Origin of the sequence: Streptomyces sp. NPDC048442 (genome assembly GCF_040651475.1) — a bacterium.
GTDB lineage: Bacteria > Actinomycetota > Actinomycetes > Streptomycetales > Streptomycetaceae > Streptomyces.
Genome location: NZ_JBEZKB010000009.1, coordinates 225597 through 248585, shown reverse-complemented (window position 1 = coordinate 248585; position 22989 = coordinate 225597). Strand labels below are relative to the sequence as shown.

Here is a 22989-nt window from a genome sequence, read left to right as displayed (position 1 = left end):
CGGGGACACCCCCCGTTGCGGTTTGGGGGTATTGCCCGGTTGTAAGTGGCGTGGAATTTGTCACTGCCGTCGCTCGGCGCTGATCTGGGCAGATAGTGTGACGCGATCCAGTGCAAGAACCCACGACAACACGGGTCACGCACGCACGACTGGACCGAATGACCGAGCGCCTGGGGGGAGGCGCCTCGCGTGGGACCGACGGAGGACTCAGGCAACCGTGGACGCGCACAGCCGTGACGGGGCGGGCGAGATCGACCCCGCCGACCAGTGGGTTCTCAACCCGCACACCGGCAATTACGAACTGCGACTGGAAGAATCCGCAGGGTCCCCGAGAGGTGCCGGACGGCCTCAGGGCAGCCCGCGCGGCCGCAGCCGTGACAGGCGCGAGCGCGCCCCGGAGTCCGGTGCGCCCCGGCGCGAGGTACCGGCCCAGCGAAGTCGTCGTACGTCACCACCGGACGGCGGTCCCAGAGGTCACGGCAGCGGCGGCACGCAGCAGGCGGGCCGCCGCAAGCGCAAGCAGGCCAAGCCGCGCAAGAAGGCCCTGAAGGTCACCGGCGCCGTCGTCGGCTTCGTTCTCGTGGCGTGCTCGGTCGGCGCCTGGGCGCTCTACGAGCACTTCAACGGCAACCTGAAGTCGGTGGACGTCTCCGGCGGCTCGGGCGGCTTCAAGAAGGACCAGGCCATCAACATCCTGGTGATCGGCACCGACAAGCGGACCGGTGACGGCAACGCCGGCTACGGCGACAAGAACAGCCCCGGGCACGCCGACACCACGATCCTCTTCCACGTCTCCAAGGACCGGACGAACGCGACCGCGGTGTCCATCCCGCGCGACCTGAAGCTGCCGATCCCCGACTGCCCCACCAAGCTGGAGGACGGCTCGGAGAAGGTCGTCCCGGGCAGTCCCAAGGAACGCTTCAACACCAGCCTCGGCCAGTCCGACCGTGACCCCGGCTGCACCATGCGCACCGTCAAGCAGCTCACCGGGCTGACCGTCGACCACTTCATGATGGTCGACTTCAACGCGGTGAAGACGCTGACCAGCGCGGTCGGCGGGGTGGACGTCTGCGTCGCCAAGGACGTGGACGACCCGAAGTCGCACCTCAAGCTGGCCAAGGGCACGCACACCCTGGAGGGCGAGCAGGCGCTGGCCTTCGTACGCACCCGGCACGCCTTCGGCGACGAGTCCGACCTCAGCCGGATCAAGACGCAGCAGCAGTTCCTCGGCTCGATGATCCGCAAGATGAAGTCCAGCGAGACGCTGACCAACCCGGGCAAGCTGTACGACCTGGCCGACGCGGCGACCCAGGCGCTGACCGTCGACTCCGGCATCGGCAGCATCCTCAAGCTGAAGTCGCTGGCCACCGAGGTCGGCAAGGTCGACCCGAAGAACATCACCTTCGCGACCCTGCCGGTGCTCGACAACCCCGAGGAGCCGCCGGGCAAGAAGGCCACCGTGGTCGTCAACCCCGAGAAGGCCGATCCGCTCTTCTCGATGATGCAGTCGGACACTTCGCTCACCGAGGTGAAGAAGAAGGAGAAGGCCGACAAGGCCCAGGCCAACGCCAAGCAGGAAGCCCTGCTCAAGGGTCCCAAGGCCGCGGCCGACGACGTACGGGTCAATGTCTTCAACGGGAGCGGCGAAGGCGGCGCTGCCCAGGAGACGCTGTCCTGGCTCCAGTTGGAGAAGGGCGCCAGGCTGGCGACCAACGGCGGCAACTCTCCGAAGCCCGACATCGCCAAGACCACGCTGGAGTACGGCGCGAACCAGGCCGACCAGGCACGTGCGCTCGCCGCGATGATGGGCCTGCCCTCCTCGGCGCTGAAGCCGACCGGACAGAACGCGGCGGAGCGCGAGGCGATGACGCTCACCCTGGGCAAGGACTTCGACGGCGCGGGCAAGCCGCTCGGCGGACCGACGAAGGCCCCCGAGGGCATCCAGCAGGCCAACGCGAACAAGTCGGTGTGCGCCCAGTGACCTCGGGTCACGGCACACCCCAGCGACACGGCGCACAGACGTAACGGCGCACAGGCGCAACAGCGCGCAGAGGTCACCGCGCACGGACGTACAGCGCACGGACGTACAGGGCACCGACGTACAGCGCACACAGCACGCGACGCACAGCAGAAATCTGAAGAAGAGTGGGGGCCCGGTGGGCAGCAGCAGTGTGCATGGGGAGGGCACCCGGGCTCGCAACCTCGGCTGGGACGAGAGTCTCTACGAGGACGCGGCGCCCGGGTCGGCAGCACAGGACGCACCGGACACACCGGACGCCCCTGCGGCCGGAAGCGGCGACTCCGGAAGCAGCGCCTCCGGAAGTGGCAGCTCCGGAAGCGGACGCCGCAGGGGCGGCTCCCGCCGCCGGCAGCCCGAGGGCGGCAGGGGCGGCAAGGGGGGCAGCAAGGGCAAACGCGTCCTGCGCTGGGGCGCGATATCCCTGGCCGTGCTGATCCTCGGCACGGCCGGCGCCGGATACCTCTACTACGAGTACCTCAACAGCAAGCTCCAGAAGGAGAAGCTGAGCCTGGGCGACAGCCGCCCGGACAAGGCCGCGCCCAACGCGGCGGGCCAGACTCCGCTGAACATCCTGCTCATCGGCTCGGACGCCAGGGACAACCCCGAGAACAAGTCCCTGGGCGGTGCGAAGAACAGCTTCGACTCCCCGCCGCTGGCGGACGTCCAGATGCTGCTGCACATGTCCGCGGACCGCAGCAACATCTCCGTCGTCAGCATGCCGCGCGACACCCTGCTCAAGCTGCCCAAGTGCACCGACCCGAAGACCGGGAAGGTCCACGCGGAGACCGTCAACCGGCGCAAGGCCAACGAGTCCCTGGGCCGTGGCGGCCCCGGCTGCACCGTCTCCACCTGGGAGTCGCTGACCAACATCCACATCGATCACTTCATGATGATCGACTTCGGTGGTGTGGTCTCGATGGCGGACGCCATCGGAGGCGTCCCGGTGTGCGTGCAGCAGAACGTCTATTCCCGCGACCGCAAGGGCAAAGGCTCGGGCCTCAAGCTCCCCAAGGGCACCACCCCGGTCAAGGGCGAGCAGGCACTGCAGTGGCTGCGTACGCGTTACGGGTTCGAGGACGGCACCGACATAGGCCGCACCAAGGCCCAGCACATGTACATGAACTCGATGGTGCGCGAGCTGCGGGCGAACGCCAAACTGACCGACCCGAACAAGCTGCGCAAGCTCGCGGAGGCGGCGATCGAAGCGCTGAAGGTCGACGACACCATCAACTCGGTGGGCGAACTGTTCGACCTGGGTACGCAGCTCAAGAGCGTGCCGACCAACCGCATCACCATGTCCACCATGCCGTGGCGCTACACCCCCACCAAGGACGTGGAACCCATGCCCGGCGACGCCGAGCAGCTGTTCCGGCTCGTACGGGAGGACCTGCCGCTGGACGGCAAGGCCGCCAAGAAGCCCGCGAAGAAGGACCCCGAGCCGGACAAGCCCGCCCAGGCGCCGGGCGAGATCGGGGTGACCGTCCTCAACCGCACCGGCGACAACACCCAGCCGGCCGTGCCGCGCCGGGCCTCCGCGATCGCGGAAGTACTGACGGGCAAGGGCTTCACCCGGGCATCGTCGGCCAAGGACCCGGTGTCCACCGCCGGCGCCACGGTCGTCAACTACCCCAGCGCCGACATGGAGGGCGACGCCCGCGCGGTCGCCAAGGCGCTCGGTCTGCCGTCCGGGGCCGTCAAGAAGTCGACGGACGCGAGCGGCGTCACCGTGATCGTGGGCGCCGACTGGCGCACCGGCTCGACGTACCCCAAGCCCAAGGACGACAAGACGCCGAGCACGGCGAGCATCCTGAACGGCGAGGACGACAAGGCCTGCATGAAGATCCAGCCGGGCTACACCTGGTAGCGGCCCGCAGGGCGCAATGAGCGGCCCCGCACGACGGAAAGGGGGCCCGGGACTTCACGTCCCGGGCCCCCTTCCTCGTACCTACGCAGTCTTCGGGTCCGAAGGCGCCTGCACGCCCGCGCCCTGCACCGACGGACGGCGGCTCGCGATGACCTTCTTGGCGAGGGACTTCGGGGAGGTCAGGAAGCCGTAGCCCCACGACATGTGCATGGTCGCGAGGGCGACGGGGATCTGCGCGCGGGCCTTCAGGGACAGGCCCTTGCCTGCCGGGAGCGAGCCCGCGGTGATGGCGGCGAGGTAGCCGGCCGGGATCACGAAGCCCCACGGGGTGACGGCCGCGCCCACGACCACGCCCGCGGCGATCGCGCACACGGCGGTCGGCGGCGCGAGGTAGCGCAGGTTGATCGAGCCGGAGTGGTAGCGGGCCACGACGTGGCGCCAGCGGCCGTAGTCCTTGTACTGCTTGGCGAGCGCCTTGACGGACGGGCGCGGCCGGTACTGGACCTTCAGCTCGGGCGAGAACCAGATCAGGCCGCCGGCCTCGCGGATGCGGAAGTTCAGCTCCCAGTCCTGGGCGCGGATGAACTCCTCGTTGTAGCCGCCCTGCTGTTCCAGGGCCTCGCGGCGGAAGACGCCCAGGTAGACGGTCTCGGCCTGCTGGGCCTCGCCGCCGGTGTGGAAGGCGGCGTTGCCGACGCCGATCTTCGAGGTCATCGCGGCGGCGACCGCGTCCTCCCAGGCGTTCTCGCCCTCGGCGTGCATGATGCCGCCGACGTTCTGCGCGCCGGTCTCCTCCAGGAGGCGGACGGCGGTGGCGATGTAGTTCGCGGAGAGCATGCCGTGGCCATCGACGCGGACGACGATCGGGTGGCGGGAGGCCTTGATCGCGGCGTTCAGGGCTGCGGGGGTACGTCCCGTGGGGTTCGGCACGGTGTGGATGCGGGAGTCTTCGCGCACCAGCTCGGCGGCGATCTCGTCGGTGCGGTCCGTGGAGGGGCCGAGCGCGATCACCACCTCCATCTCGCCGTCGTACTCCTGCTCCAGGATGTGGCGGACCGAGTTGCGCAGGTGCCGCTCCTCATTGAGGACCGGCATGATCACGGAGACCGCTTGGGCGGTGGAGGCGTAGGCGTTCACATCGGCTCACGTTACCGCGAACGGGGGACAGCCTCGCGCGGCGGCCGTGCCCCTGCCCCGGGCCGCAGATCGTATCGGCATACGGTGCACGCGATCCCCGTCCTGTGCCCCAGCGGAGGTGTCCCCCGTGCCCGTGCCGCCCCGTTCTCCCGCTCCGCACCCGCGCGACCGACGGCGGCGCAAGCCGCTGCCGAAGGAGCGGCGCCGGAAGCAGGACGAGCGGCCGCACTGGGGGATGCGGGCGGCGACCACCGTGTCCGTACTGGTCCTGGCGGCGGGCGGCATCGGGCACGCGATGGTGACCAGCATGAACACCCAGATCGCCCGGGTCGACCCGTTCAAGGACATGAAGAACCGGCCCGAGGCCGAGTCGGGGCGCGGGATGAACGTCCTGCTCGTCGGCACCGACGGCCGCGACAAGATCACCCGTGCGGAGAAGGACAAGTACCGCCTGGGCGGTGCCCCCTGCCACTGCACGGACACGGTCATGCTGGTGCACGTCTCGGAGGACCGGAACCGCGCCAGCGTCGTCAGCCTCCCCCGCGACAGCTATGCGGAGCTGCCCGAGCACACGGACGAGACGACCGGTGACCACCACAAGCCGCACCCGGTCAAGCTCAACGCGGCGTACGCGGAGGGCGGCCCCGCCCTGACCACCCGCACCGTCGAGCACATGACGGGCGTCAAGATCGACCACTATCTGGAGGTCGACTTCACCAGCTTCATGAAGACGGTCGACGTGCTCGGCGGGGTCGACATCTGCACCACCACTCCTTTGAAAGACAGCTACACCGGCCTGGACCTGGCCCCCGGAACGCACCGGCTCGGCGGCGGCGAGGCCCTCCAGTACGTACGTTCCCGGCACATCGACGGGGCGTCCGACCTGGGCCGGATGCAGCGCCAGCAGCGCTTCCTGGCGGCTTTCATCGCTCGGGCGACGGGCAGCGGGGCGCTGCTGAACCCGGTGAAGTTCCGCGAGGTGGCCGGCACGCTGCTCGGCTCGGTGCGCGCCGACAGCGGCTTCGGTACGACGGAGATGCTGGCCCTGGGGCAGGCGATGCGGGGCTTCACCCCTGCGTCGTCGGAGTTCACGTCGGTGCCGATCGGCAAGATGAGCTTCCAGGTCAAGGGCATCGGCTCGACCCTGAAGTGGGACGCGGCCAAGTCGAAGAAGCTGTTCCAGACGCTGCGCGAGGACCGGCCGCTGGCCGTGCAGCGGCCCAAGAGGGCGCGGGGGAAGCCCGTGGAGGTCTCCCCCGAGCAGATCAAGGTCCAGGTCGACAACGGGACGCGCGGGGCGGGCCTGGGCAAGCGCGTCGACGCGGCGCTGCGCGCCACCGGGTTCCGTACGACCGGCATCCCGGGCAACGGCGTACGCCGCGACCTGACCCGCACCCTCGTGACGTACGACCCGCGCTGGGACCGCTCCGCGCAGTCCCTGGCGGCGGCACTGCCTGGCTGCGAGCTGAAGGCGGTCAAGGGGCAGGGCAGGACGATGCGGGTGACGGCGGGGGCGGACTACCGGGCGGTGACGCGAGTGGAGGCACAGGACGCGTACCAGGGGGAATTCGGGGTGGCGACCGGCGACCAGGTGGTGTGCCCCTGAGGCACATGGTGGACGTGCGGGCCGGTGGGGGCCGGTGGGGGCCGGTCGCGCAGTTCCCCGCGCCCCTAGGACCTAGGACCTGTCCGCCGGACAGGCCCTAGTCGTTGAGCCCCTCGGCCGCCCGCCGGTCCCGCAGCTCCTTGATGGCCCGCCGCCGCGCCAGCCGGTGTGTGCGGCGGATCTGCGCCTCCTGATACCGCCTGCGGTCCCGCTCCGTCTCCGGAATCACCGGCGGTACGGGCCGCGTCTTGCCGTCCGCGTCGACGGCGGCGAAGACAAGGTACGCGGAGCCGACCTGCTGGGCGGGGGTCGATTCGTTCCACCGCTCGGCCAGGACCCGTACGCCGATCTCCATGGAGGAGCGGCCGGTCCAGTTGCACTGCGCCTTCACGTGGACGAGGTCGCCGACCTGCACCGGCTCCAGGAAGACCATCTCGTCCATCGACGCGGTGACAGCAGGCCCGCCGGAGTGCCGCCCGGCGACCGCACCCGCCGCGTCGTCCACCAGCTTCATGATCACGCCGCCGTGCACGGTGCCGAGGAGATTCGTTTCCGCGGCCGTCATGATGTGGCTGAGCGTGGTGCGGGAAGCGGAGGTGGGCTTGCCCGGAATGTGATCTTCCGGGGCCGGGGCCTGATCTGTCATGCCCTCTACTTTATGCGCCTGACGCATTGCATCAGCTTGGCAACAGCACTGCCCCGATTCCCCACCTCCCCTGTGAGGCCGCCGCGCCCAGCCTGCACACTGAAGCTATGAGCGACTGGCCCAGTGCACGAAACGACGACCGCGACGACCGGTACGGCCGCGGCAGCGCAGGAGCGCAGCCCGAGGGCCCCCGGGTGATGCGGCATGTGCAGCGCGGCCAGGCCCCGCGCTCCGGGGACCGCCGCCCCGCCGCCCCCTCCGCACCGCCGCGCGGCGTCCCGCCGCAGCAGGCACCGGGGCACGACGGGTACGGCTCGTACGACGGAAACCAGGTCCCCGGCCAGGGCGGCCGGGGCGACGGCTACAACACCGGCCAGGTCTACGGCGGCGGCAACCGCTCCGGCGGCGGGCCCGGCGGACCGGGAGGTCCGGGAGGCCGCGGCCCGCGCCCCGCCCCCAACTGGGGCCGCCGCATCAAGATCGGTGCGATCACCCTCGTCTCGGTCCTCGCCGTCACCTCCATCGGCACCTACTTCTGGGCCGACTCCAAGATGCGCCGCGAGGTCGACCTCTCCAAGGTCATCGACCGCCCCGAGGAGGGCGACTGCACGACGTACCTGGTGGTGGGCTCCGACAGCCGCGAGGGCATGACCGCCGAGCAGAAGAAGAAGCTGCACACCGGCTCCGCCGAGGGCAAGCGCACCGACTCGATGATGATCCTCGCCTCGTGCAGCAGCGGGAACACCATGGTGTCGCTGCCGCGCGACTCGGACGTGGAGATCCCGTCCTTCGTCGGCTCGCAGTCCGGCAAGCGGTTCGAGAACCAGCACCGCCGCGTGAAGCTGAACGCCGCGTACGCCGAGGACGGCCCCGAGCTGCTCGTCCGTACCGTCGAGCACAACACAGGACTGCGCATCGACCACTATGCCGAGATCGGCTTCGCCGGCTTCGCGAACATCGTGGACGCGCTCGGCGGCGTCGAGCTGGACATCCCGACGGCGTTCAAGGACAAGAAGTCGGGCGCCGACTTCCAGGCCGGCAAGCAGACCCTCGACGGACAGCAGGCGCTGGCCTTCGTCCGCACCCGGTACGCCTTCAAGGATTCCGACTTCGCGCGCACCAAGAACCAGCAGAAGTTCCTGTCCGCGCTGGCGAGCCAGGCGGCGACGCCCGGCACGATCCTCAACCCGTTCTCCCTGTACCCGACGCTCGGGGCGGGCCTGGACACGCTGGTCGTGGACAAGGACATGGGGCTGTTCGACCTGGCCGAGATGTTCTTCGCGATGAAGGGGATCAGCGGCGGCGACGGCAAGTCCATGAACATGCCGAAGTCGGGCTTCCGGAACGGCAACGTGGTCTGGGACAAGACCAAGGTGCAGCAGCTGGTGAAGCAGATCAAGAACGACGAGAAGGTCACGGTCACCTCGGACTGAGCCGAGTCCGTACGGACGGGGAGGGGCGGCCCGCACGGCCGCCCCTCCCCGTCGGCGCACCCGGGCCCGCTCCGGGGCCCGCCCTCGCGGCCCGTCCCCCCAGGGCCCGTCCCCGGGGCCCGCCCTCGCGGCCCGCCCCCGGGCCCTTCCTCGCGGTCCGCCCCCGGGCCCTTCCTCGCGGTCCGTCCCCCAGGGCCCGTCCCCGCGACCCGTCCCCGCGGTCCGTCCCCCCGGGGCCCGTCGCTCGAACGCCACACCTGCCGCGAACCCCCGCCGCTCCCGTGCCACGGTGGCCGTACCGCCGCCGCCGCAGACCCCGGAGCACCGCCATGGCACTGCTACAGGACGACCCGCACACCGCCTCCGCGGCGGGCCGGCTCAGCACGGAGCCACCCGCACACGACGACGTGCCCAGGGCACCCGCCGCCGACGAGCCCCGGGCACCCGCCGCAGACACCCCTGCGGGGTCCACCACGGGCACTCCTTCGGCCTCCGCCGCGGACGCCCCTTCCGCCGCAGTCGAGTCCCCCTCGGCATCCGCCGCGGACGCCCCTTCCGCCGCAGCCGCCGCAGCCGCCGCGGACGACGACCCCTCGGCAGACGGCAGTCTCCCCCTGGCCCGCGCCCTGCTCGCCGCCCATCCCGTCGCCGACGGCTACAACGGGCTGGCCGGAGCACTGAGTGCCGCCCCCTGGTCGGACATAGGTCTCGGCGAGAGCACCCTGGAAACCGACCTTCCGCGGCTGCGCTCCGGCGGTGTCGGCGCACAGTTCTGGTCGCTGCACGCCCGGGGCAGGTGCGCGGTCACCGCCACGCTGGAGCGGATCGACCAGGTCCGCGCGATGATCGGCGGCTATCCGGAGGCCCTGCGTCTCGCGCTCGGCTCCGGCGAGGTGGGCGACGCCCGCGCCTGCGGCCGGATCGCCTCGCTGCTCGGTCCCGCCGACGCCCCCGCGATCGGCGACTCCCTCGGCACACTGCGCGCCCTGCACGCGCTGGGCGTCCGCAGCCTCACCCTCGCCGGGACGGACTGGGCGTCGCCCACCGGCCTGACCCGCTTCGGCCAGGAAGTCGTACGCGAGATGAACCGCATCGGCATGCTCGCCGACCTCAGCGGTGCGTCCGCCGGGACGATGCGCGCCGTCCTGACCACCTCCCGGGCCCCGGTGCTCCTCAGCCGCTCCGGCGCACACGCCCTCACCTGCCACCCCGGCAACGCCCCCGACGACGTCCTCGCCGCACTGCGCCAGAACGGCGGCCTGTGCATGGTGCCCTTCGCGGCGGACCGTACGGGCCCCGAGATCGGCGACGTCGCCGACCACCTGGACCACGTCCGTTCCCTCGCGGGCCCCGGCTGCGTCGGTCTGTCCGGTACGTACGACACGGGCGCCGCCCACCAGGGCGCGCTGCGGGACGCCGCCGGCTATCCGTACCTGATCGCCGAACTCCTGGACCGCGGCTGGCCCGAGGCCGACCTGGCCGGCCTCACCTGGGGGAACCTCCAGCGGGTGCTGCGCGACCTGGAGTTCACCGCCCGCGCGGCCCAGCAGCGCAGGGAACCGTCGACGGCCCGCATCGAGGACCTGGACGGCAGGGGCTAAGCGCGAGGCGGCAGCGCCCGCGTCCCCCGCCACACCCCCAGGCAGAGGAACACCAGCAGCAGAGCGACCGAGCCCAGCACCACGGCGAGGAAAGCGACCGGTTGCCGTACGAAGAGCACCGCCACGGCTGCGGCCAGGGGCGTCCCCCCGGCGGCGTACAGCCAGGGAGCAGCCGTACGGTGCACGGTCCGCCACGACTCGTCGCTCTCCATGGACCGCCCGGTACGGATCCCGACCAGTCCGTTGCGCCGCAGCCGCCCGGTGCTGCCGGTCCGTCCGGCAACGAGAAGGCCCAGCCCCATCAGAGCGAGCAGGACGGCAAGGACGAGGGACGCGCCGGCGGGGACCGTCTCGGGCATCCCATCCATCTGAAGCACCTCAGGCCTTCGGCCGTCCCATCGCACGGAACGTCCAGCCCGCCTCGCGCCACTTCACCGGGTCCAGCGCATTGCGCCCGTCCAGGATCAGCCGGCGGGCGACGGCGCCGCCCAGCTCCGCCGGGTCCAGCTCGCGGAACTCGCGCCACTCGGTGAGGTGCAGGACGACGTCCGCGCCGCGCACCGCGTCCAGGGCGGAGTCCGCGTACCCGAGGGTGGGGAAGACGCGGCGGGCGTTCGCCATGCCCTTGGGGTCGTACACGGTCACCTGACCGCCCTGGAGGTGGATCTGACCTGCGACGTTCAGAGCGGGCGAGTCCCGTACGTCGTCCGAGTCCGGCTTGAAGGTGGCGCCGAGCACGGCGACCCTCTTGCCCAGGAAGCCGACGTCACCCAGCGCCTCGCGGGCCAGCTCGACCATGTGGCCGCGGCGGCGCATGTTGATGGAGTCGACCTCGCGGAGGAAGGTGAGCGCCTGGTCGGCGCCCAGCTCACCGGCGCGCGCCATGAACGCCCGGATGTCCTTGGGCAGGCATCCGCCGCCGAAGCCGATGCCGGCCCGCAGGAACTTCGGCCCGATCCGCTCGTCGTAGCCGATCGCCTCCGCCAGCTTCGCCACATCGCCGTCGGCGGCCTCGCAGACCTCCGCCATCGCGTTGATGAAGGAGATCTTCGTCGCCAGGAACGAATTCGCGGCGGTCTTCACCAGCTCCGCCGTCGGGAAGTCCGTCACCACGAAGGGCGAGCCCTCCGCGATCGGCGTCGCGTACACCTCGCGCAGCAGCTTCTCGGCGCGCTCGCTCTCCACACCGGCGACGAGCCGGTCCGGGTGCAGGGTGTCCTGGACGGCGAAGCCCTCGCGCAGGAACTCCGGGTTCCACGCCAGCTCGACGCCCTCGGGGGCCTCGTCCGCGAGCAGCTGCTTGAGCCGCGCGGCCGAACCGACCGGCACCGTCGACTTGCCCACCACCAGGGCGTCGCTCTTCAGATGCGGGGCCAGCGAGCCGAAGGCGCTGTTCACATAGCTCATGTCGCACGCGTACTCGCCGTGCTTCTGCGGGGTGTTCGTGCACACGAAGTGCACGTCGCCGAACTCCCCGACCTCTTTCCAGTCCATGGTGAAGCGCAGCCGCCCGGTCGACCCCGGCAGCCCTGCCACATGCTTCTGCAGCAGCTCCTCCAGCCCGGGCTCGTACATCGGCACCCGCCCGGCGCTCAGCATCTCGATCTTCTCCGGCACCACATCGAGCCCGAGCACCTCGAACCCCAGCTCCGCCATGGCCGCTGCGTGCGTGGCGCCGAGGTAGCCGGTGCCGATCACGGTGATCCTGAGGGCCATCTGGTGCTCCTAGTGGTACGGGCGGGACAACGCGCCCGAGCATATCCGGGTGCCCGTAAGGGGAAATTCAGTCTCACCCGCGGCCGCAACCCTGGGCTGTCGGCAAACTCACGTATCCCCGATTGTCCCCAGCCCCTAAAATCAGGGTTACTGAGCAGGTTACTTAACGGTAGTTAGCACCTTTGGGAGTGAGAGACCTTGGCAGGTTCGCCCGATTTCGACCTGTACCGCACGTCCGAAGAGCACGACATGCTCCGCGAAACGGTGCGCGCGCTCGCCGAGGCGAAGATCGCCCCGCACGCGGCCGAGGTCGACGAGAACGCCCGCTTCCCGCAGGAGGCCCTGGACGCGCTCATCGCCTCCGACCTCCAGGCGGTGCACGTCCCCGAGGCGTACGGCGGCGCGGGCGCGGACGCCCTGGCCACGGTCATCGTGATCGAGGAGGTCGCCCGGGTCTGCGCGTCCTCCTCCCTGATCCCCGCCGTCAACAAGCTGGGCTCCCTCCCGGTCATCCTCTCGGGCAGCGAAGACCTGAAGAAGAAGTACCTGGGCCCGCTCGCCAAGGGCGAAGCGATGTTCTCGTACTGCCTCTCCGAGCCCGACGCGGGTTCGGACGCGGCCGGCATGAAGACGCGCGCGGTCCGCGACGGCGACTTCTGGGTGCTCAACGGCGTCAAGCGCTGGATCACCAACGCGGGCGAGTCCGAGTACTACACGGTGATGGCCGTCACCGACCCCGAGAAGCGCTCCAAGGGCATCTCCGCCTTCGTCGTCGAGAAGTCGGACGAGGGCGTCTCCTTCGGCGCCCCGGAGAAGAAGCTCGGCATCAAGGGTTCTCCGACGCGCGAGGTCTACCTCGACAACGTCCGCATCCCCGCCGACCGGATGATCGGCGACGAGGGCACCGGCTTCGCCACGGCGATGAAGACCCTGGACCACACCCGCGTCACCATCGCGGCCCAGGCAGTCGGCATCGCCCAGGGCGCCCTGGACTACGCCAAGGGTTACGTCCAGGAGCGCAAGCAGTTCGGCAAGCCGATCGGCGACTTCCAGGGCGTCCAGTTCATGCTGGCCGACATGGCGATGAAGCTGGAAGCGGCCCGCCAGCTGACGTACTCGGCCGCCGCCCGCTCGGAGCGCGTCTCCGCCGGCGCCGACAAGGAGGACCTGACCTTCTTCGGCGCGGCCGCCAAGTGCTACGCGTCCGACGCCGCCATGGAGATCACCCTGGACGCGATCCAGCTCCTCGGCGGCTACGGCTACACGCGGGACTACCCGGTGGAGCGGATGATGCGGGACGCGAAGATCACGCAGCTGTACGAGGGCACGAACCAGATCCAGCGCATCGTGATGGCGCGGAACCTGCCGAAGTAGGTTCTGGCAAGTCGCAGAGGGGGCGTCCCGTCAGGGGGCGCCCCCTCCTGTTTTCGTGCGCACGTTTGACCATCCCATCAATGGGGTCACCGAGACACGAAACATGGCTGGAATCGTGTTTCGGGTTCTAGATTCCCTTTCGTGGCCGGGGACCGCCCGGCACGTGGTGGCTGCTGTGTGCCGCGCTAGTTTCGACGGATGACGGATGCGCATGAGGACGGCGAACTTCCTGCGGGCTGGCGGGTGGAGGGGGAAAACCTCGTCCATGAAGCCGAGTTGCACGGGTGGAGGCTCACGGTGGTGAGCGTGCTGAGTGCACCGTGGGACGGACCGTCCAGCCTCCGTATCGACCCTCCCGCAGATCTGGGCGCCGCGAGGGACTCGGACGGCATCACGGCGGAGCTGATGCGCTCGATCTCCCTGTCGGAGATCCGCAGAACGACGAAGGAGCTCCGGGCACGGCTCGGTCGCTCGCTCGAAGGCCCCGGAGCGGACACCGTGCTCGACAGGGTCGAGACCGATCACGACTACGCCTTGATGGCCCGTGCGTACGTACGTCTGGTGGAGCAGGGATACCGGAGCCCCGTCACGCGGCTGGCAACCGCGTGGGGGATGAGCCGGAACACCATCAGCGGACGTATCCGCCGGGCCCGTGCCATGGGCTTCCTCGCCGGGCCACCAGGCAAACCCGCAGACCGTCTGACCACAAAGGCCAGACGGTGTCTGGAGGGCGGAGAAGATGAGCAGTCCCGAGAACGGCCCGACCGGAGTTGAGCCCCTCGTTTCGGTCTTTGAGCGGTGGGCCACCACACGAGGAGTCGAGAACAGCAGCGTCAAGCAATACCGGACCATCCTGGCCCGGAGCGTGGAACCCTTCTTCGGCTCGCGTCCCGTCGGGTCGGTGACTCCGGCGGACATCGAGAAGTGGGTGGTCTGGCTTGGCGACACCCGTGCGTACAAGCCGTCCACCGCACGGTTTCGCTTCAACATCGTGACGTCGGTGTTCGCCTGGGCCATGGAGGGTGGGCTCATCGGTGCGAACCCGTGCCGAGGTGTACGGCTGCCCGACAGCCGGGCCCGGGTCTACCGCGACCAGCGCGCCGAGGTCCACGTACCGACTACGGAGGTCGTGCACGCAGTCATTGGCGCAGCGCCCGAGCGCTATCGCGGGATGTTCTGGCTGATGGCAGGCTGCGGGCTCCGTCTCGGTGAGGCCATGGGTATCGCAGGCGACCGTATCGATCCGCAACGCAAGGTGATCACGGTCGACCGGCAAGTGGCCTGTGACGGGGACACGGGGACGGGCAAGTACGGCTGGATGCGACTGCGGCACGTGAAGTGGCGCGAGGAGGGCGACCGGGGCCGGGAGGTACCGCTCCCGGAAGTCGTGGCCCTGGCATTGCGGCGGCAGCTCAGGGACCACGGAACATGGGGCTCAGACGGCCTGTTGTTCGGCAACGTTTCGGGGACCGGGCTGCTGTACCCGTACTACTGGTACGGGAAGATCTGGAAGCCCGCCCTGGTCACGGCCGGTGTCGACTACTTCAAGCCGCACAGTTTCCGGCACTTCTACGCGGCTTCCCTCTTTGCCCAGGGCGTACCCGTGACGGAGGTCTCGGCCTGGCTCGGCCATTCGTCCGTGAGCTTCACAGAGCGGTACTACAGCGATCTGATGCCGGATGCCCCGGATCGGGCGCGGCTTGCGATCGACGGCGTGCTGGGACTCGGGGCAGTGGCCTCGCCGGTCGGGCCCGTTCGGCTTCACGGAGTGGCCTGAACAGCTCCGCCCCTGCCTCGGGCCCGGAGGGATCACCGGGCCCGAGGCGGGGGCGGGTGGGCAGCGGAGTCGGTGCCCGGTGCTGCTCGGGGGGGGCAGCGGGGTGGCTCAGCCGTCCAGCTGCTCCAATGTCGCGTTCGACGGGCCCCTGCGGGGCTGGATTTCGCGGGCTGCCGATTCTGCGTCGCGGAGGACTCGGACCGCGTTCTGCCAGGTCAGTTTGGCCAGGTCGGAGGTGGACCAGTTGCGGTCGATGAGTTCCGCGATGAGGTTCGGGTAGCCGGAGACGTCTTCCAGGCCGGCCGGGGTGAACGCCGTGCCGTCGTAGTCGCCGCCGATGCCGATGTGGTCGACGCCCGCGACCTCGCGCATGTGGTCGAGGTGGTCGGCGACCGTGGCGGCGGTGGCCATGGGGCGGGGGTGGGCGGATTCGAAGGCGCGCTGGACCTTCATGCCCTCGGCCGTGGTGTCCAGGTGGTGCAGGCCGTGGGCGCGCATGTTCTCGTCGGCGCGGGCCGTCCAGGAGACCGCCTCCGGGAGGATGAACTTCGGGACGAAGGTGGCCATGGCCACGCCGCCGTTGGCGGCCAGGGCCGCCAGGACGTCGTCCGGGATGTTGCGCGGGTGGTCGCAGACCGCGCGGGAGGAGGAGTGCGAGAAGAGGACCGGGGCCTCGGAGACTTCGAGGGCCGCGCGCATCGTGGTGGCGGCCACGTGCGAGAGGTCGACGAGCATGCCGATGCGGTTCATTTCCCGTACGACTTCGCGGCCGAAGGCGGAGAGGCCGCCCACGGCGGGAGAGTCGGTGGCCGAGTCCGCCCACGGGGTGTTGTCGTTGTGGGTGAGCGTCATGTAGCGGACGCCCAGCGTGTGCAGCGCGCGCAGGGTGGCGAGGGAGTTGTTGATGGAGTGGCCGCCCTCGGCGCCCATCAGGGAGGCGATACGGCCGTCCCGGCGGGCCGTCTCCATGTCGTCGGCCGTCAGGGCGCGGACCAGGTGGTCCGGGTAGCGGGCGAGCAGCTGGGCGACTATGTCGACCTGTTCGAGGGTGGCGCTGACCGCCGAGTCGCCGGTGAGGTCGGTACGGACGTAGACCGACCAGAACTGTGCGCCTACGCAGCCGGACTTGAGCCGGGCCAGGTCCGTGTGCAGGTGGGCGGACTGGTCGGCGCCGATGTCGAGGCGGTCCAGGTCGTAGCGGACGTGTTCGCGCAGCGCCCAGGGGAGGTCGTTGTGGCCGTCGACGACGGGGAAGTCGGCGAGGAGGGCATGGGCTGCGTCCAGGTTCTTCATGCTCACGGCGTTTTTCATGCTCACAGCATCCATGGTCACTTGCCGAAGCCGAAGGAGTCCGGGGAGCCCATCGCCTTCGTGCGCAGCCGCCTGCCCTTCTCCGTGGCCTGCGCGTTCAGCTCCTGCTGGAACTCCTGCATGCGGGCGAGGAGGGCGGGGTCGTGGGCGGCCAGGATGCGGGCCGCGAGGAGGCCCGCGTTGCGGGCGCCCGCGACCGAGACCGTGGCGACGGGGACGCCGGCCGGCATCTGCACGATGGACAGGAGCGAGTCCATGCCGTCCAGGTACTTCAGGGGGACGGGGACGCCGATGACGGGGAGCGGGGTGACGGAGGCGAGCATGCCCGGGAGGTGCGCCGCACCGCCCGCGCCCGCGACGATCGTCTTCAGGCCGCGGCCTGCCGCTTCCTCGCCGTACGCGATCATCTCGTGCGGCATCCGGTGTGCGGAGAGGACGTCGACCTCGTACGGGATCTCGAACTCGGCGAGTGCGGTGGCGGCGGCTTCCATGACGGACCAGTCGGAGTCCGAGCCCATGACGATGCCGACGAGGGGGGCGTGAGCGGTCATTCGGTGATCGTTCCTCGGAGGTAGCCGGCGGCGTGACGGGCGCGCTCCAGCACGTCGTCGAGGTCGTCGCCGTAGGTGTTGACGTGGCCGATCTTGCGTCCTGGCTTCACGTCCTTGCCGTACATGTGGATCTTGGCCTGCGGGTCGCGGGCCATGACGTGCAGGTACGGCTTGTACATGTCGGGGTAGTCGCCGCCCAGGACGTTGCACATGACCGTCCAGCGCGACCTCGGGCGGGGGTCGCCCAGCGGGAGGTCGAGGACGGCGCGGACGTGGTTGGCGAACTGCGAGGTGATCGCGCCGTCCTGCGTCCAGTGGCCGGAGTTGTGCGGGCGCATCGCGAGCTCGTTGACGAGGATGCCCGGGTTGCCGTCGACGTCCCTCGTCTCGAAGAGCTCGACGGCGAGGTGGCCGACCACGTTCAGCTCGACCGCGATGCGGATGGCGAGCCGCTGGGCCTCGCCCGAGAGCTCGGACGACAGGTCGGGGGCCGGGGCGATCACCGTGTCGCACACGCCGTCGACCTGCTGCGATTCGACGACGGGGTACGCGACGGCCTGCCCGTGCGGGGAGCGCACGATGTTGGCGGCGAGCTCGCGCACGAAGTCGACCTTCTCCTCCGCGAGGACCGGGACCCCGGCGCGGAACGGGTCGTGCGCGTCCTGCTCGGACCGTACGAACCACACGCCCTTGCCGTCGTACCCGCCGCGCACGGTCTTGAGGATGACCGGGTAGCCGTCGCCCTCTTCCGCGAAGGCGGTCACGTCGGCCGGATCGGAGACGATCCGGTGCCGGGGGCAGGGGGCGCCGATCTCCGTCAGCTTCGCGCGCATCACCCCCTTGTCGTGGGCGTGCACCAGCGCGTCGGGCCCCGGGCGGACGGCGATGCCGTCCGCTTCCAGAGCCCTCAGGTGTTCGGTCGGCACGTGTTCGTGATCGAAGGTGATCACGTCGCAGCCGCGCGCGAACGCACGGAGCGTGGCCAGGTCGCGATAGTCGCCAATGACGACCTCGCTCACCACCTGGGCCGCCGAGTCCTGAGGGGTGTCGCTGAGGAGCTTGAACTTGATGCCGAGGGGGATGCCCGCCTCGTGGGTCATTCGGGCGAGTTGACCGCCACCGACCATGCCGACTACCGGGAACGTCACTCTTCCAGGGTATCCGTAGGCACGCACCACTCCGGACGAGTGGTCCTTCGTACGAACACACAAGGGGCCGTCGGTCCTGTGACCGGGCGGAGCCCGTTCCTGCGTCGGGTTCCGGGGGTGATGGTTAGCATGGCTGGGTTGACGACATCAACCGAACGGGGTCGACAGACATCATGAGCGAGCCTGGCGGCGGTAGTGCGTTGCGGACCCGTGTGGAACGGCTCGCGCGCGAAGTCGTCAAGTTCGGGGCCGTCGGCGGCCTGGGGCTGCTGGTCAACATCGCCGCGTCCAACCTGCTGTGGCAGACCACCGACCTCCCGGTGGTACGGGCCGGTCTGATCGCCACCGGGATCGCGATCCTCTTCAATTACGTCGGCTTCCGCTACTTCACCTACCGCGACCGCGACAAGAGCGGCCGGGCCAGGGAGCTGACGCTGTTCCTGCTGTTCAGCGCGGTCGGCGCGGTCATCGAGACGGGGCTGCTGTACACGGCGACGTACGGCTTCGGCTGGAACACCCCGCTGCAGAACAACATCTTCAAGGTCTTCGGGATCGGGGTGGCGACCCTGTTCCGCTTCTGGTCGTACCGGACGTGGGTGTTCCGGACGCTGCCGGCGAAAGCACTGCCGGAGAAGGAGGCGGTCGAGCAGGCCGAGAAGTTCCTGGAGGCCGAAGCCAAGGCCGAAGCCGAGGCCGAGGCCGAGGGAGCAGCGGTGGAGCAGCCCGCGCCCGCCGCGTCCCGCCTCACCTGATCGTCTTCCCTTCGCCCTCCCCGCCTCGCCTGCTGTCCGGCACGACCGTGCTGAGGAAGAGGGCGAAGACGGCGGGCTTCTGCTGGAGGAGTTCCAGGCGGCCGCCGTCCGCCTCCGCGAGGTCGCGGGCGACGGCGAGGCCGATGCCGGTGGAGTTCCGGCCGCTGATGGTCCGCTCGAAGATGCGCGCGCCGAGGTCGACGGGGACTCCCGGGCCCTCGTCGGTGACCTCGATGACGGCCTGGTTGCCGGTGACGCGGGAGCGCAGGGCGACGGTGCCGCCGCCGTGCATGAGGGAGTTCTCGATGAGTGCGGCGAGGACCTGGGCGACCGCGCCCGGGGTGCCGACGGCGCGCAGGCCCGTCTTTCCTGACCGTACGATCGCCCGCCCGGCGCTGCGGTAGGCGGGGCGCCACTCCTCGATCTGCTGCTTGAGTACCTCGTCGAGGTCGAAGGCGACGGCCGAACCGGTGCGCGGGTCGCGGGAGTTGGTGAGCAGCCGCTCCACCACGTCCGTGAGGCGCTCGACCTGGGTGAGGGCGATCGTCGCCTCTTCCTTGACCGTGTCGAGGTCGTCGGTGAGCGTGATCTCCTCCAGCCGCATGGAGAGCGCGGTGAGCGGCGTGCGCAGTTGGTGCGAGGCGTCGGCGGCCAGTCGCCGCTCCGCGGTGAGCATGCGTGCGATGCGTTCGGCGGAGGAGTCGAGGACGTCGGCGACCCGGTCCAGCTCGGGCACGGAGTACCGCTTGTGGCGGGGCCGGGGGTCGCCCGACCCGAGGCGTTCCGCCGTTTCGGCGAGGTCGGTGAGGGGGGAGGCGAGCCGGTTGGCCTGACGTACGGCCAGGAGTACGGCGGCGACGACGGCCAGCAGGGCCACCGCCCCGATGATCAGCAGGGTGCGGCCGACCTCGCGGGTGACGGTGGAGCGGGACTCCTGCACGGTGACGGACTCGCCCCGCTCGCCGGTGGCGTGGCCCTCGATGACGCCGTCGGCGGGCTTGGCGCCGATCTCGATGGGCGACCGGCCGGGGATCTCGATACGGGCGTACCGGTGGCCGGCGATCTGTTTGGCGAGGACCTCGCGGCTGAGGTCCCCGTCGCCGCCGAGCCGCCCCTCGACGACGCTCACCAGCCGCAGCGCCTCGGAGTCGACGGACTCCTGGGCGCTGTTGCTGATGGTGCGGGTCTCGACGATGACGAGGGAGACCCCGAAGACGGCGATGACGACGAGCACCACGGCGAGCGTGGAATTGATCAGACGGCGGCGCATGGCATCAAGAATGCCTGGTCGCCGCACCAGCCGTACGAACTGCGGCGGTCAGCTCTTCTCGAAGCGGAAGCCGACGCCTCGGACGGTCGCGATGTAGCGCGGGTTCGCGGCGTCGTCGCCGAGCTTCTTGCGGAGCCAGGAGATGTGCATGTCGAGGGTCTTGGTCGAGGACCACCAGGTGGTGTCCCAGACCTCGCGCATCAGCTGGTCGCGGGTGACGACCCGGCCCGCGTCGCGCACGAGCACCCGGAGCAGGTCGAACTCCTTCGCCGTGAGCTGGAGTTCCTCGTCGCCCATCCACGCGCGGTGCGACTCGACGTCGATCCGTACGCCGTGGGTGGCGGGCGGCGGGGTCGGCTCGGAGGAGCCGCGCCGCAGCAGGGCCCGGACCCGGGCGAGGAGTTCGGCGAGCCGGAAGGGCTTGGTCACGTAGTCGTCGGCGCCGGCGTCCAGTCCGACGACGGTGTCCACCTCGTCGGCGCGCGCGGTGAGCACCAGGATCGGCACGGTGAGGCCGTCGGCGCGCAGCCGGCGGGCCACCTCCAGGCCGTCCATGCCGGGCAGCCCCAGGTCGAGCACGACGAGGTCGATGCCCCCCTGGAGTCCGGCGTCGAGGGCGGTCGGTCCGTCCTCGCGGACCTCGACCTCGTAACCCTCCCGACGCAGTGCGCGGGCCAGCGGCTCCGAAATGGATGCGTCGTCCTCGGCGAGCAGTACACGGGTCATGAGGGGAATGTTAGTCGGCGTGGCCAGTACCCCGGGAGTGATCACCCCGGAACAGAGCGTGCCTGCGGGACTACGACCCATTCCCATGAAGGACCTTTGAATGTGGGAAGTTAGTTCCATCATCACCTGTGATCCATGTCTCAAGTCCTTCCATATGTTGCCGTGTCGTGTCGTATGGTGGCGACCACGCCTTTAGCGCTAGACGGGGACCTTTGCGCTCAATGACTCACTGAGCTGCATAGGTCTCTTTTTCTGTGCGGAACCGGTTTCGGCCGGTTCCGGAGTAGTGAATGACCTATCGGCCGGGCCCTTCGTGCGAGGACGCACGGCGGGCGTGGATCCCGGTGCGGTCCGCCCTCTCGCCTCGCAATCCGAGTGCGAACCCCCTCCCGGCGTAGGGGTGGGACGGAAATCGCTCCCGGTGCCGGCCGCCCCCCACCGGGCGCTCACCCGTAGACCACACACGGGCGCGTCCCGAGCAAGCAAGGATCGACCATGGCGTCCAGCCTGACGAAGGAAACCCTCGGGGCACCTGCCGGGGACACGGCCTTCTTCGGCCACCCCCGCGGCCTGGCCACACTGTTCATGACCGAGATGTGGGAGCGGTTCTCCTACTACGGCATGCGTGCCCTGCTCGTGATGTACCTGGTCTCCGGCGGCGCCGACGCGGCGACCGGCAGCCAGGGCGGCGGCCTCGCGATGACCGCGGCCACCGCCACCGCCATCTACTCCGTCTACGTGGCCATGGTGTACCTCATGGCCATGCCCGGCGGCTGGTTCGGCGACCGTGTCTGGGGCGCCCGCAAGACCGTCCAGATCGCGAGCTTCGTGATCGTCGCGGGTCACCTGTGCCTGGCACTGCCGGGTCAGATCATGTTCTTCGTCGGTCTGTGCCTGATCGCGGTCGGCTCCGGTCTGCTGAAGGCCAACATCTCCACGATGGTCGGCCATCTCTACACCGACCCGAAGGACGTCCGCCGCGACGGCGGCTTCACGATCTTCTACATGGGCATCAACCTCGGTGCCGTGCTCGCGCCCTTCGTCATCGGCTTCCTCGGTGAGAAGGTCAACTGGCACCTCGGCTTCGGTCTGGCCGCGGTCGGCATGGCGATCGGGTCGATCACCTTCCTGATCGGCTCCCGCGGCTTCAACAAGGAGGACGACCGGGCCCCGAACCCGCTGTCGGCCGACGAGAAGCGCGCCGTCATCACCAAGTCGCTCGTGTGCGTCGCCGTGATCGCGGCCTTCTACCTCCTGGTCGGTCTCACCGACGTCTTCACGCTCACCAAGAACTGGGTGCTGGTCCCGATCATCCTGGCGGGTCTGCTGATCCCGATCGCCGTGCTGACCAAGATCAAGCGGGACAAGGACCTGTCGGGCGAAGAGCAGACCAAGATGACGGCGTTCATCTACTTCTTCGTGGCCGCCGCCGTCTTCTGGATGATCTTCGACCAGGGCGCGTCGACGCTGTCGCTGTTCGGTGACTCCAAGACCGAGCGCAACATCTTCGGCTGGGACATGCCGAACACCTTCTTCCAGGCCCTGAACCCGGGCTTCATCATGCTGCTCGCCCCGGTCGCCGCCGCCGTCTGGCTGGCCCTGGCCAAGCGCAACCGCGAGCCCAGCACGATCGTGAAGTTCTCCATCGCCCTGGCGGTGGCGGGTGCCTCGTTCTTCGTGTTCCTCGTCCCGATGAACCTGGCCACCGACGGCACGAAGGTCACCATGTGGTGGCTGGTGCTGATCTTCCTGATGCACACCGTGGCCGAGCTGTGCCTGTCCCCGGTGGGTCTGTCGCTGACCACGAAGATGGCGCCGGCGAAGTACGCCTCGCAGATGATGGGTGTCTTCTTCCTCGCCGTCACCGCCGGTGACAGCGTGACGGGCATGCTGGCCGTCGCGGAGGTCGACCTCAACAGCCCGGGTGTCGTCGCCTTCGAGGCCGCTGCGGCCGTCGTGGCGGGCGTCCTGATCTGGATGTCCCGCAACAAGGTCCGCGCCCTGATGGGCGACGTGCGCTGACCGCACGTGCACACGGAGGGCCGCCGCACCGAATC

19 protein-coding genes are annotated in these 22989 nt (G+C 69.8%); 10 read left to right on the top strand and 9 right to left on the bottom strand.

The features are described 5' to 3' along the window. Positions 1–217: 217 nt before the first annotated feature. Complete coding sequence (locus AB0D18_RS16945) at positions 218–1981, top strand: LCP family protein (protein ID WP_362418144.1); 1764 nt, start codon at positions 218–220, stop codon at positions 1979–1981. A gap of 175 nt (positions 1982–2156) precedes the next feature. Then, positions 2157–3884 carry an LCP family protein gene (locus tag AB0D18_RS16940; RefSeq protein ID WP_362418141.1) on the top strand — a complete coding sequence of 576 codons (1728 nt, stop codon included), beginning with the start codon at positions 2157–2159 and terminating at the stop codon, positions 3882–3884. An 81-nt stretch (positions 3885–3965) separates the two neighbouring features. Here the strand turns inward: AB0D18_RS16940 and AB0D18_RS16935 are convergent, their stop codons facing one another. Then, the gene (locus AB0D18_RS16935; protein WP_362418138.1) at positions 3966–5021 is read right to left on the bottom strand and encodes a glycosyltransferase family 2 protein; all 1056 of its coding nucleotides are present in this window, start codon (positions 5019–5021) and stop codon (positions 3966–3968) included. Between the two features lie 127 nt (positions 5022–5148). Here AB0D18_RS16935 and AB0D18_RS16930 point away from each other — a divergent pair, with 127 nt between their 5' ends. Beyond that, positions 5149–6627: an LCP family protein gene (locus AB0D18_RS16930; RefSeq protein ID WP_362418135.1), complete on the top strand. Its 1479-nt coding sequence runs from the start codon at positions 5149–5151 to the stop codon at positions 6625–6627. 97 nt (positions 6628–6724) lie between these two features. Here AB0D18_RS16930 and AB0D18_RS16925 read toward each other — a convergent pair whose 3' ends face one another. Further along, complete coding sequence (locus AB0D18_RS16925) at positions 6725–7273, bottom strand: acyl-CoA thioesterase (RefSeq protein WP_362418132.1); 549 nt, start codon at positions 7271–7273, stop codon at positions 6725–6727. A 107-nt stretch (positions 7274–7380) separates the two neighbouring features. On the opposite strand from AB0D18_RS16925, the gene AB0D18_RS16920 reads away from it, so the two are divergent. Beyond that, positions 7381–8706 carry an LCP family protein gene (locus tag AB0D18_RS16920; protein WP_362418129.1) on the top strand — a complete coding sequence of 442 codons (1326 nt, stop codon included), beginning with the start codon at positions 7381–7383 and terminating at the stop codon, positions 8704–8706. Positions 8707–9035: 329 nt separating this feature from the next. Beyond that, positions 9036–10307: a dipeptidase gene (locus tag AB0D18_RS16915; protein ID WP_362418126.1), complete on the top strand. Its 1272-nt coding sequence runs from the start codon at positions 9036–9038 to the stop codon at positions 10305–10307. On the opposite strand, the gene AB0D18_RS16910 is transcribed toward AB0D18_RS16915, so the two are convergent. Next, positions 10304–10675 (bottom strand): SdpI family protein, encoded by a 372-nt coding sequence (locus AB0D18_RS16910; RefSeq protein WP_362418123.1) that lies wholly within the window; start codon positions 10673–10675, stop codon positions 10304–10306. The genes AB0D18_RS16915 and AB0D18_RS16910 overlap by 4 nt on opposite strands. A 10-nt stretch (positions 10676–10685) precedes the next feature. Next, positions 10686–12023 carry a UDP-glucose/GDP-mannose dehydrogenase family protein gene (locus AB0D18_RS16905; RefSeq protein WP_362418120.1) on the bottom strand — a complete coding sequence of 446 codons (1338 nt, stop codon included), beginning with the start codon at positions 12021–12023 and terminating at the stop codon, positions 10686–10688. A gap of 198 nt (positions 12024–12221) precedes the next feature. On the opposite strand from AB0D18_RS16905, the gene AB0D18_RS16900 reads away from it, so the two are divergent. The 3 genes from AB0D18_RS16900 to AB0D18_RS16890 all read left to right on the top strand — a co-directional run bounded on the left by AB0D18_RS16900 (position 12222) and on the right by AB0D18_RS16890 (position 15174). Then, complete coding sequence (locus AB0D18_RS16900; protein ID WP_362418117.1) at positions 12222–13397, top strand: acyl-CoA dehydrogenase family protein; 1176 nt, start codon at positions 12222–12224, stop codon at positions 13395–13397. Positions 13398–13595: 198 nt separating this feature from the next. Next, positions 13596–14171 carry a hypothetical protein gene (locus AB0D18_RS16895; RefSeq protein ID WP_362418114.1) on the top strand — a complete coding sequence of 192 codons (576 nt, stop codon included), beginning with the start codon at positions 13596–13598 and terminating at the stop codon, positions 14169–14171. Further along, on the top strand, positions 14137–15174 hold the full coding sequence (locus tag AB0D18_RS16890; protein WP_362418111.1) for a tyrosine-type recombinase/integrase: 1038 nt from the start codon (positions 14137–14139) through the stop codon (positions 15172–15174). The genes AB0D18_RS16895 and AB0D18_RS16890 overlap by 35 nt, the downstream gene beginning before the upstream one ends. A 108-nt stretch (positions 15175–15282) precedes the next feature. On the opposite strand, the gene AB0D18_RS16885 is transcribed toward AB0D18_RS16890, so the two are convergent. The 3 genes from AB0D18_RS16885 to AB0D18_RS16875 are packed head-to-tail and all read right to left on the bottom strand — an operon-like array spanning position 15283 to position 18214. Continuing rightward, positions 15283–16467 carry a dipeptidase gene (locus AB0D18_RS16885; RefSeq protein WP_362418267.1) on the bottom strand — a complete coding sequence of 395 codons (1185 nt, stop codon included), beginning with the start codon at positions 16465–16467 and terminating at the stop codon, positions 15283–15285. A gap of 35 nt (positions 16468–16502) precedes the next feature. Further along, positions 16503–17036 carry a 5-(carboxyamino)imidazole ribonucleotide mutase gene (gene purE, locus AB0D18_RS16880; protein WP_362418108.1) on the bottom strand — a complete coding sequence of 178 codons (534 nt, stop codon included), beginning with the start codon at positions 17034–17036 and terminating at the stop codon, positions 16503–16505. Then, positions 17033–18214, bottom strand: coding sequence for a 5-(carboxyamino)imidazole ribonucleotide synthase (locus AB0D18_RS16875; RefSeq protein WP_362418264.1), 1182 nt, complete (start codon positions 18212–18214; stop codon positions 17033–17035). The genes purE and AB0D18_RS16875 overlap by 4 nt, the downstream gene beginning before the upstream one ends. Positions 18215–18357: 143 nt before the next feature. Here AB0D18_RS16875 and AB0D18_RS16870 point away from each other — a divergent pair, with 143 nt between their 5' ends. Further along, entirely contained in the window at positions 18358–18936 is a 579-nt protein-coding gene (locus tag AB0D18_RS16870; protein ID WP_362418105.1) for a GtrA family protein, read from the top strand. Here the strand turns inward: AB0D18_RS16870 and AB0D18_RS16865 are convergent. Together AB0D18_RS16865 and AB0D18_RS16860 are read right to left on the bottom strand one after the other, a co-directional pair. Next, positions 18929–20206 (bottom strand): ATP-binding protein, encoded by a 1278-nt coding sequence (locus AB0D18_RS16865; protein ID WP_362418102.1) that lies wholly within the window; start codon positions 20204–20206, stop codon positions 18929–18931. The genes AB0D18_RS16870 and AB0D18_RS16865 overlap by 8 nt on opposite strands. Before the next feature lie 48 nt (positions 20207–20254). Then, positions 20255–20932 (bottom strand): response regulator transcription factor, encoded by a 678-nt coding sequence (locus AB0D18_RS16860; RefSeq protein WP_362418099.1) that lies wholly within the window; start codon positions 20930–20932, stop codon positions 20255–20257. Between the two features lie 495 nt (positions 20933–21427). Between AB0D18_RS16860 and AB0D18_RS16855 the strand changes: the two genes are divergently transcribed. Then, positions 21428–22954: an oligopeptide:H+ symporter gene (locus AB0D18_RS16855; RefSeq protein WP_362418096.1), complete on the top strand. Its 1527-nt coding sequence runs from the start codon at positions 21428–21430 to the stop codon at positions 22952–22954. Positions 22955–22989: the final 35 nt, after the last annotated feature.

Bases quoted from the DNA above. Each gene is read 5' to 3' on its own strand.
- purE (WP_362418108.1), bottom strand. From the start codon at position 17,036: ATGACCGCTCACGCCCCCCTCGTCGGCATCGTCATGGGCTCGGACTCC.
- AB0D18_RS16905 (WP_362418120.1), bottom strand. From the start codon at position 12,023: ATGGCCCTCAGGATCACCGTGATCGGCACCGGCTACCTCGGCGCCACG.
- AB0D18_RS16855 (WP_362418096.1), top strand. From the start codon at position 21,428: ATGGCGTCCAGCCTGACGAAGGAAACCCTCGGGGCACCTGCCGGGGAC.
- AB0D18_RS16890 (WP_362418111.1), top strand. From the start codon at position 14,137: ATGAGCAGTCCCGAGAACGGCCCGACCGGAGTTGAGCCCCTCGTTTCG.
- AB0D18_RS16925 (WP_362418132.1), bottom strand. From the start codon at position 7,273: ATGACAGATCAGGCCCCGGCCCCGGAAGATCACATTCCGGGCAAGCCC.
- AB0D18_RS16860 (WP_362418099.1), bottom strand. From the start codon at position 20,932: ATGACCCGTGTACTGCTCGCCGAGGACGACGCATCCATTTCGGAGCCG.
- AB0D18_RS16920 (WP_362418129.1), top strand. From the start codon at position 7,381: ATGAGCGACTGGCCCAGTGCACGAAACGACGACCGCGACGACCGGTAC.
- AB0D18_RS16865 (WP_362418102.1), bottom strand. From the start codon at position 20,206: ATGCGCCGCCGTCTGATCAATTCCACGCTCGCCGTGGTGCTCGTCGTC.
- AB0D18_RS16915 (WP_362418126.1), top strand. From the start codon at position 9,036: ATGGCACTGCTACAGGACGACCCGCACACCGCCTCCGCGGCGGGCCGG.
- AB0D18_RS16895 (WP_362418114.1), top strand. From the start codon at position 13,596: ATGACGGATGCGCATGAGGACGGCGAACTTCCTGCGGGCTGGCGGGTG.
- AB0D18_RS16870 (WP_362418105.1), top strand. From the start codon at position 18,358: ATGAGCGAGCCTGGCGGCGGTAGTGCGTTGCGGACCCGTGTGGAACGG.
- AB0D18_RS16910 (WP_362418123.1), bottom strand. From the start codon at position 10,675: ATGGATGGGATGCCCGAGACGGTCCCCGCCGGCGCGTCCCTCGTCCTT.
- AB0D18_RS16885 (WP_362418267.1), bottom strand. From the start codon at position 16,467: ATGAAGAACCTGGACGCAGCCCATGCCCTCCTCGCCGACTTCCCCGTC.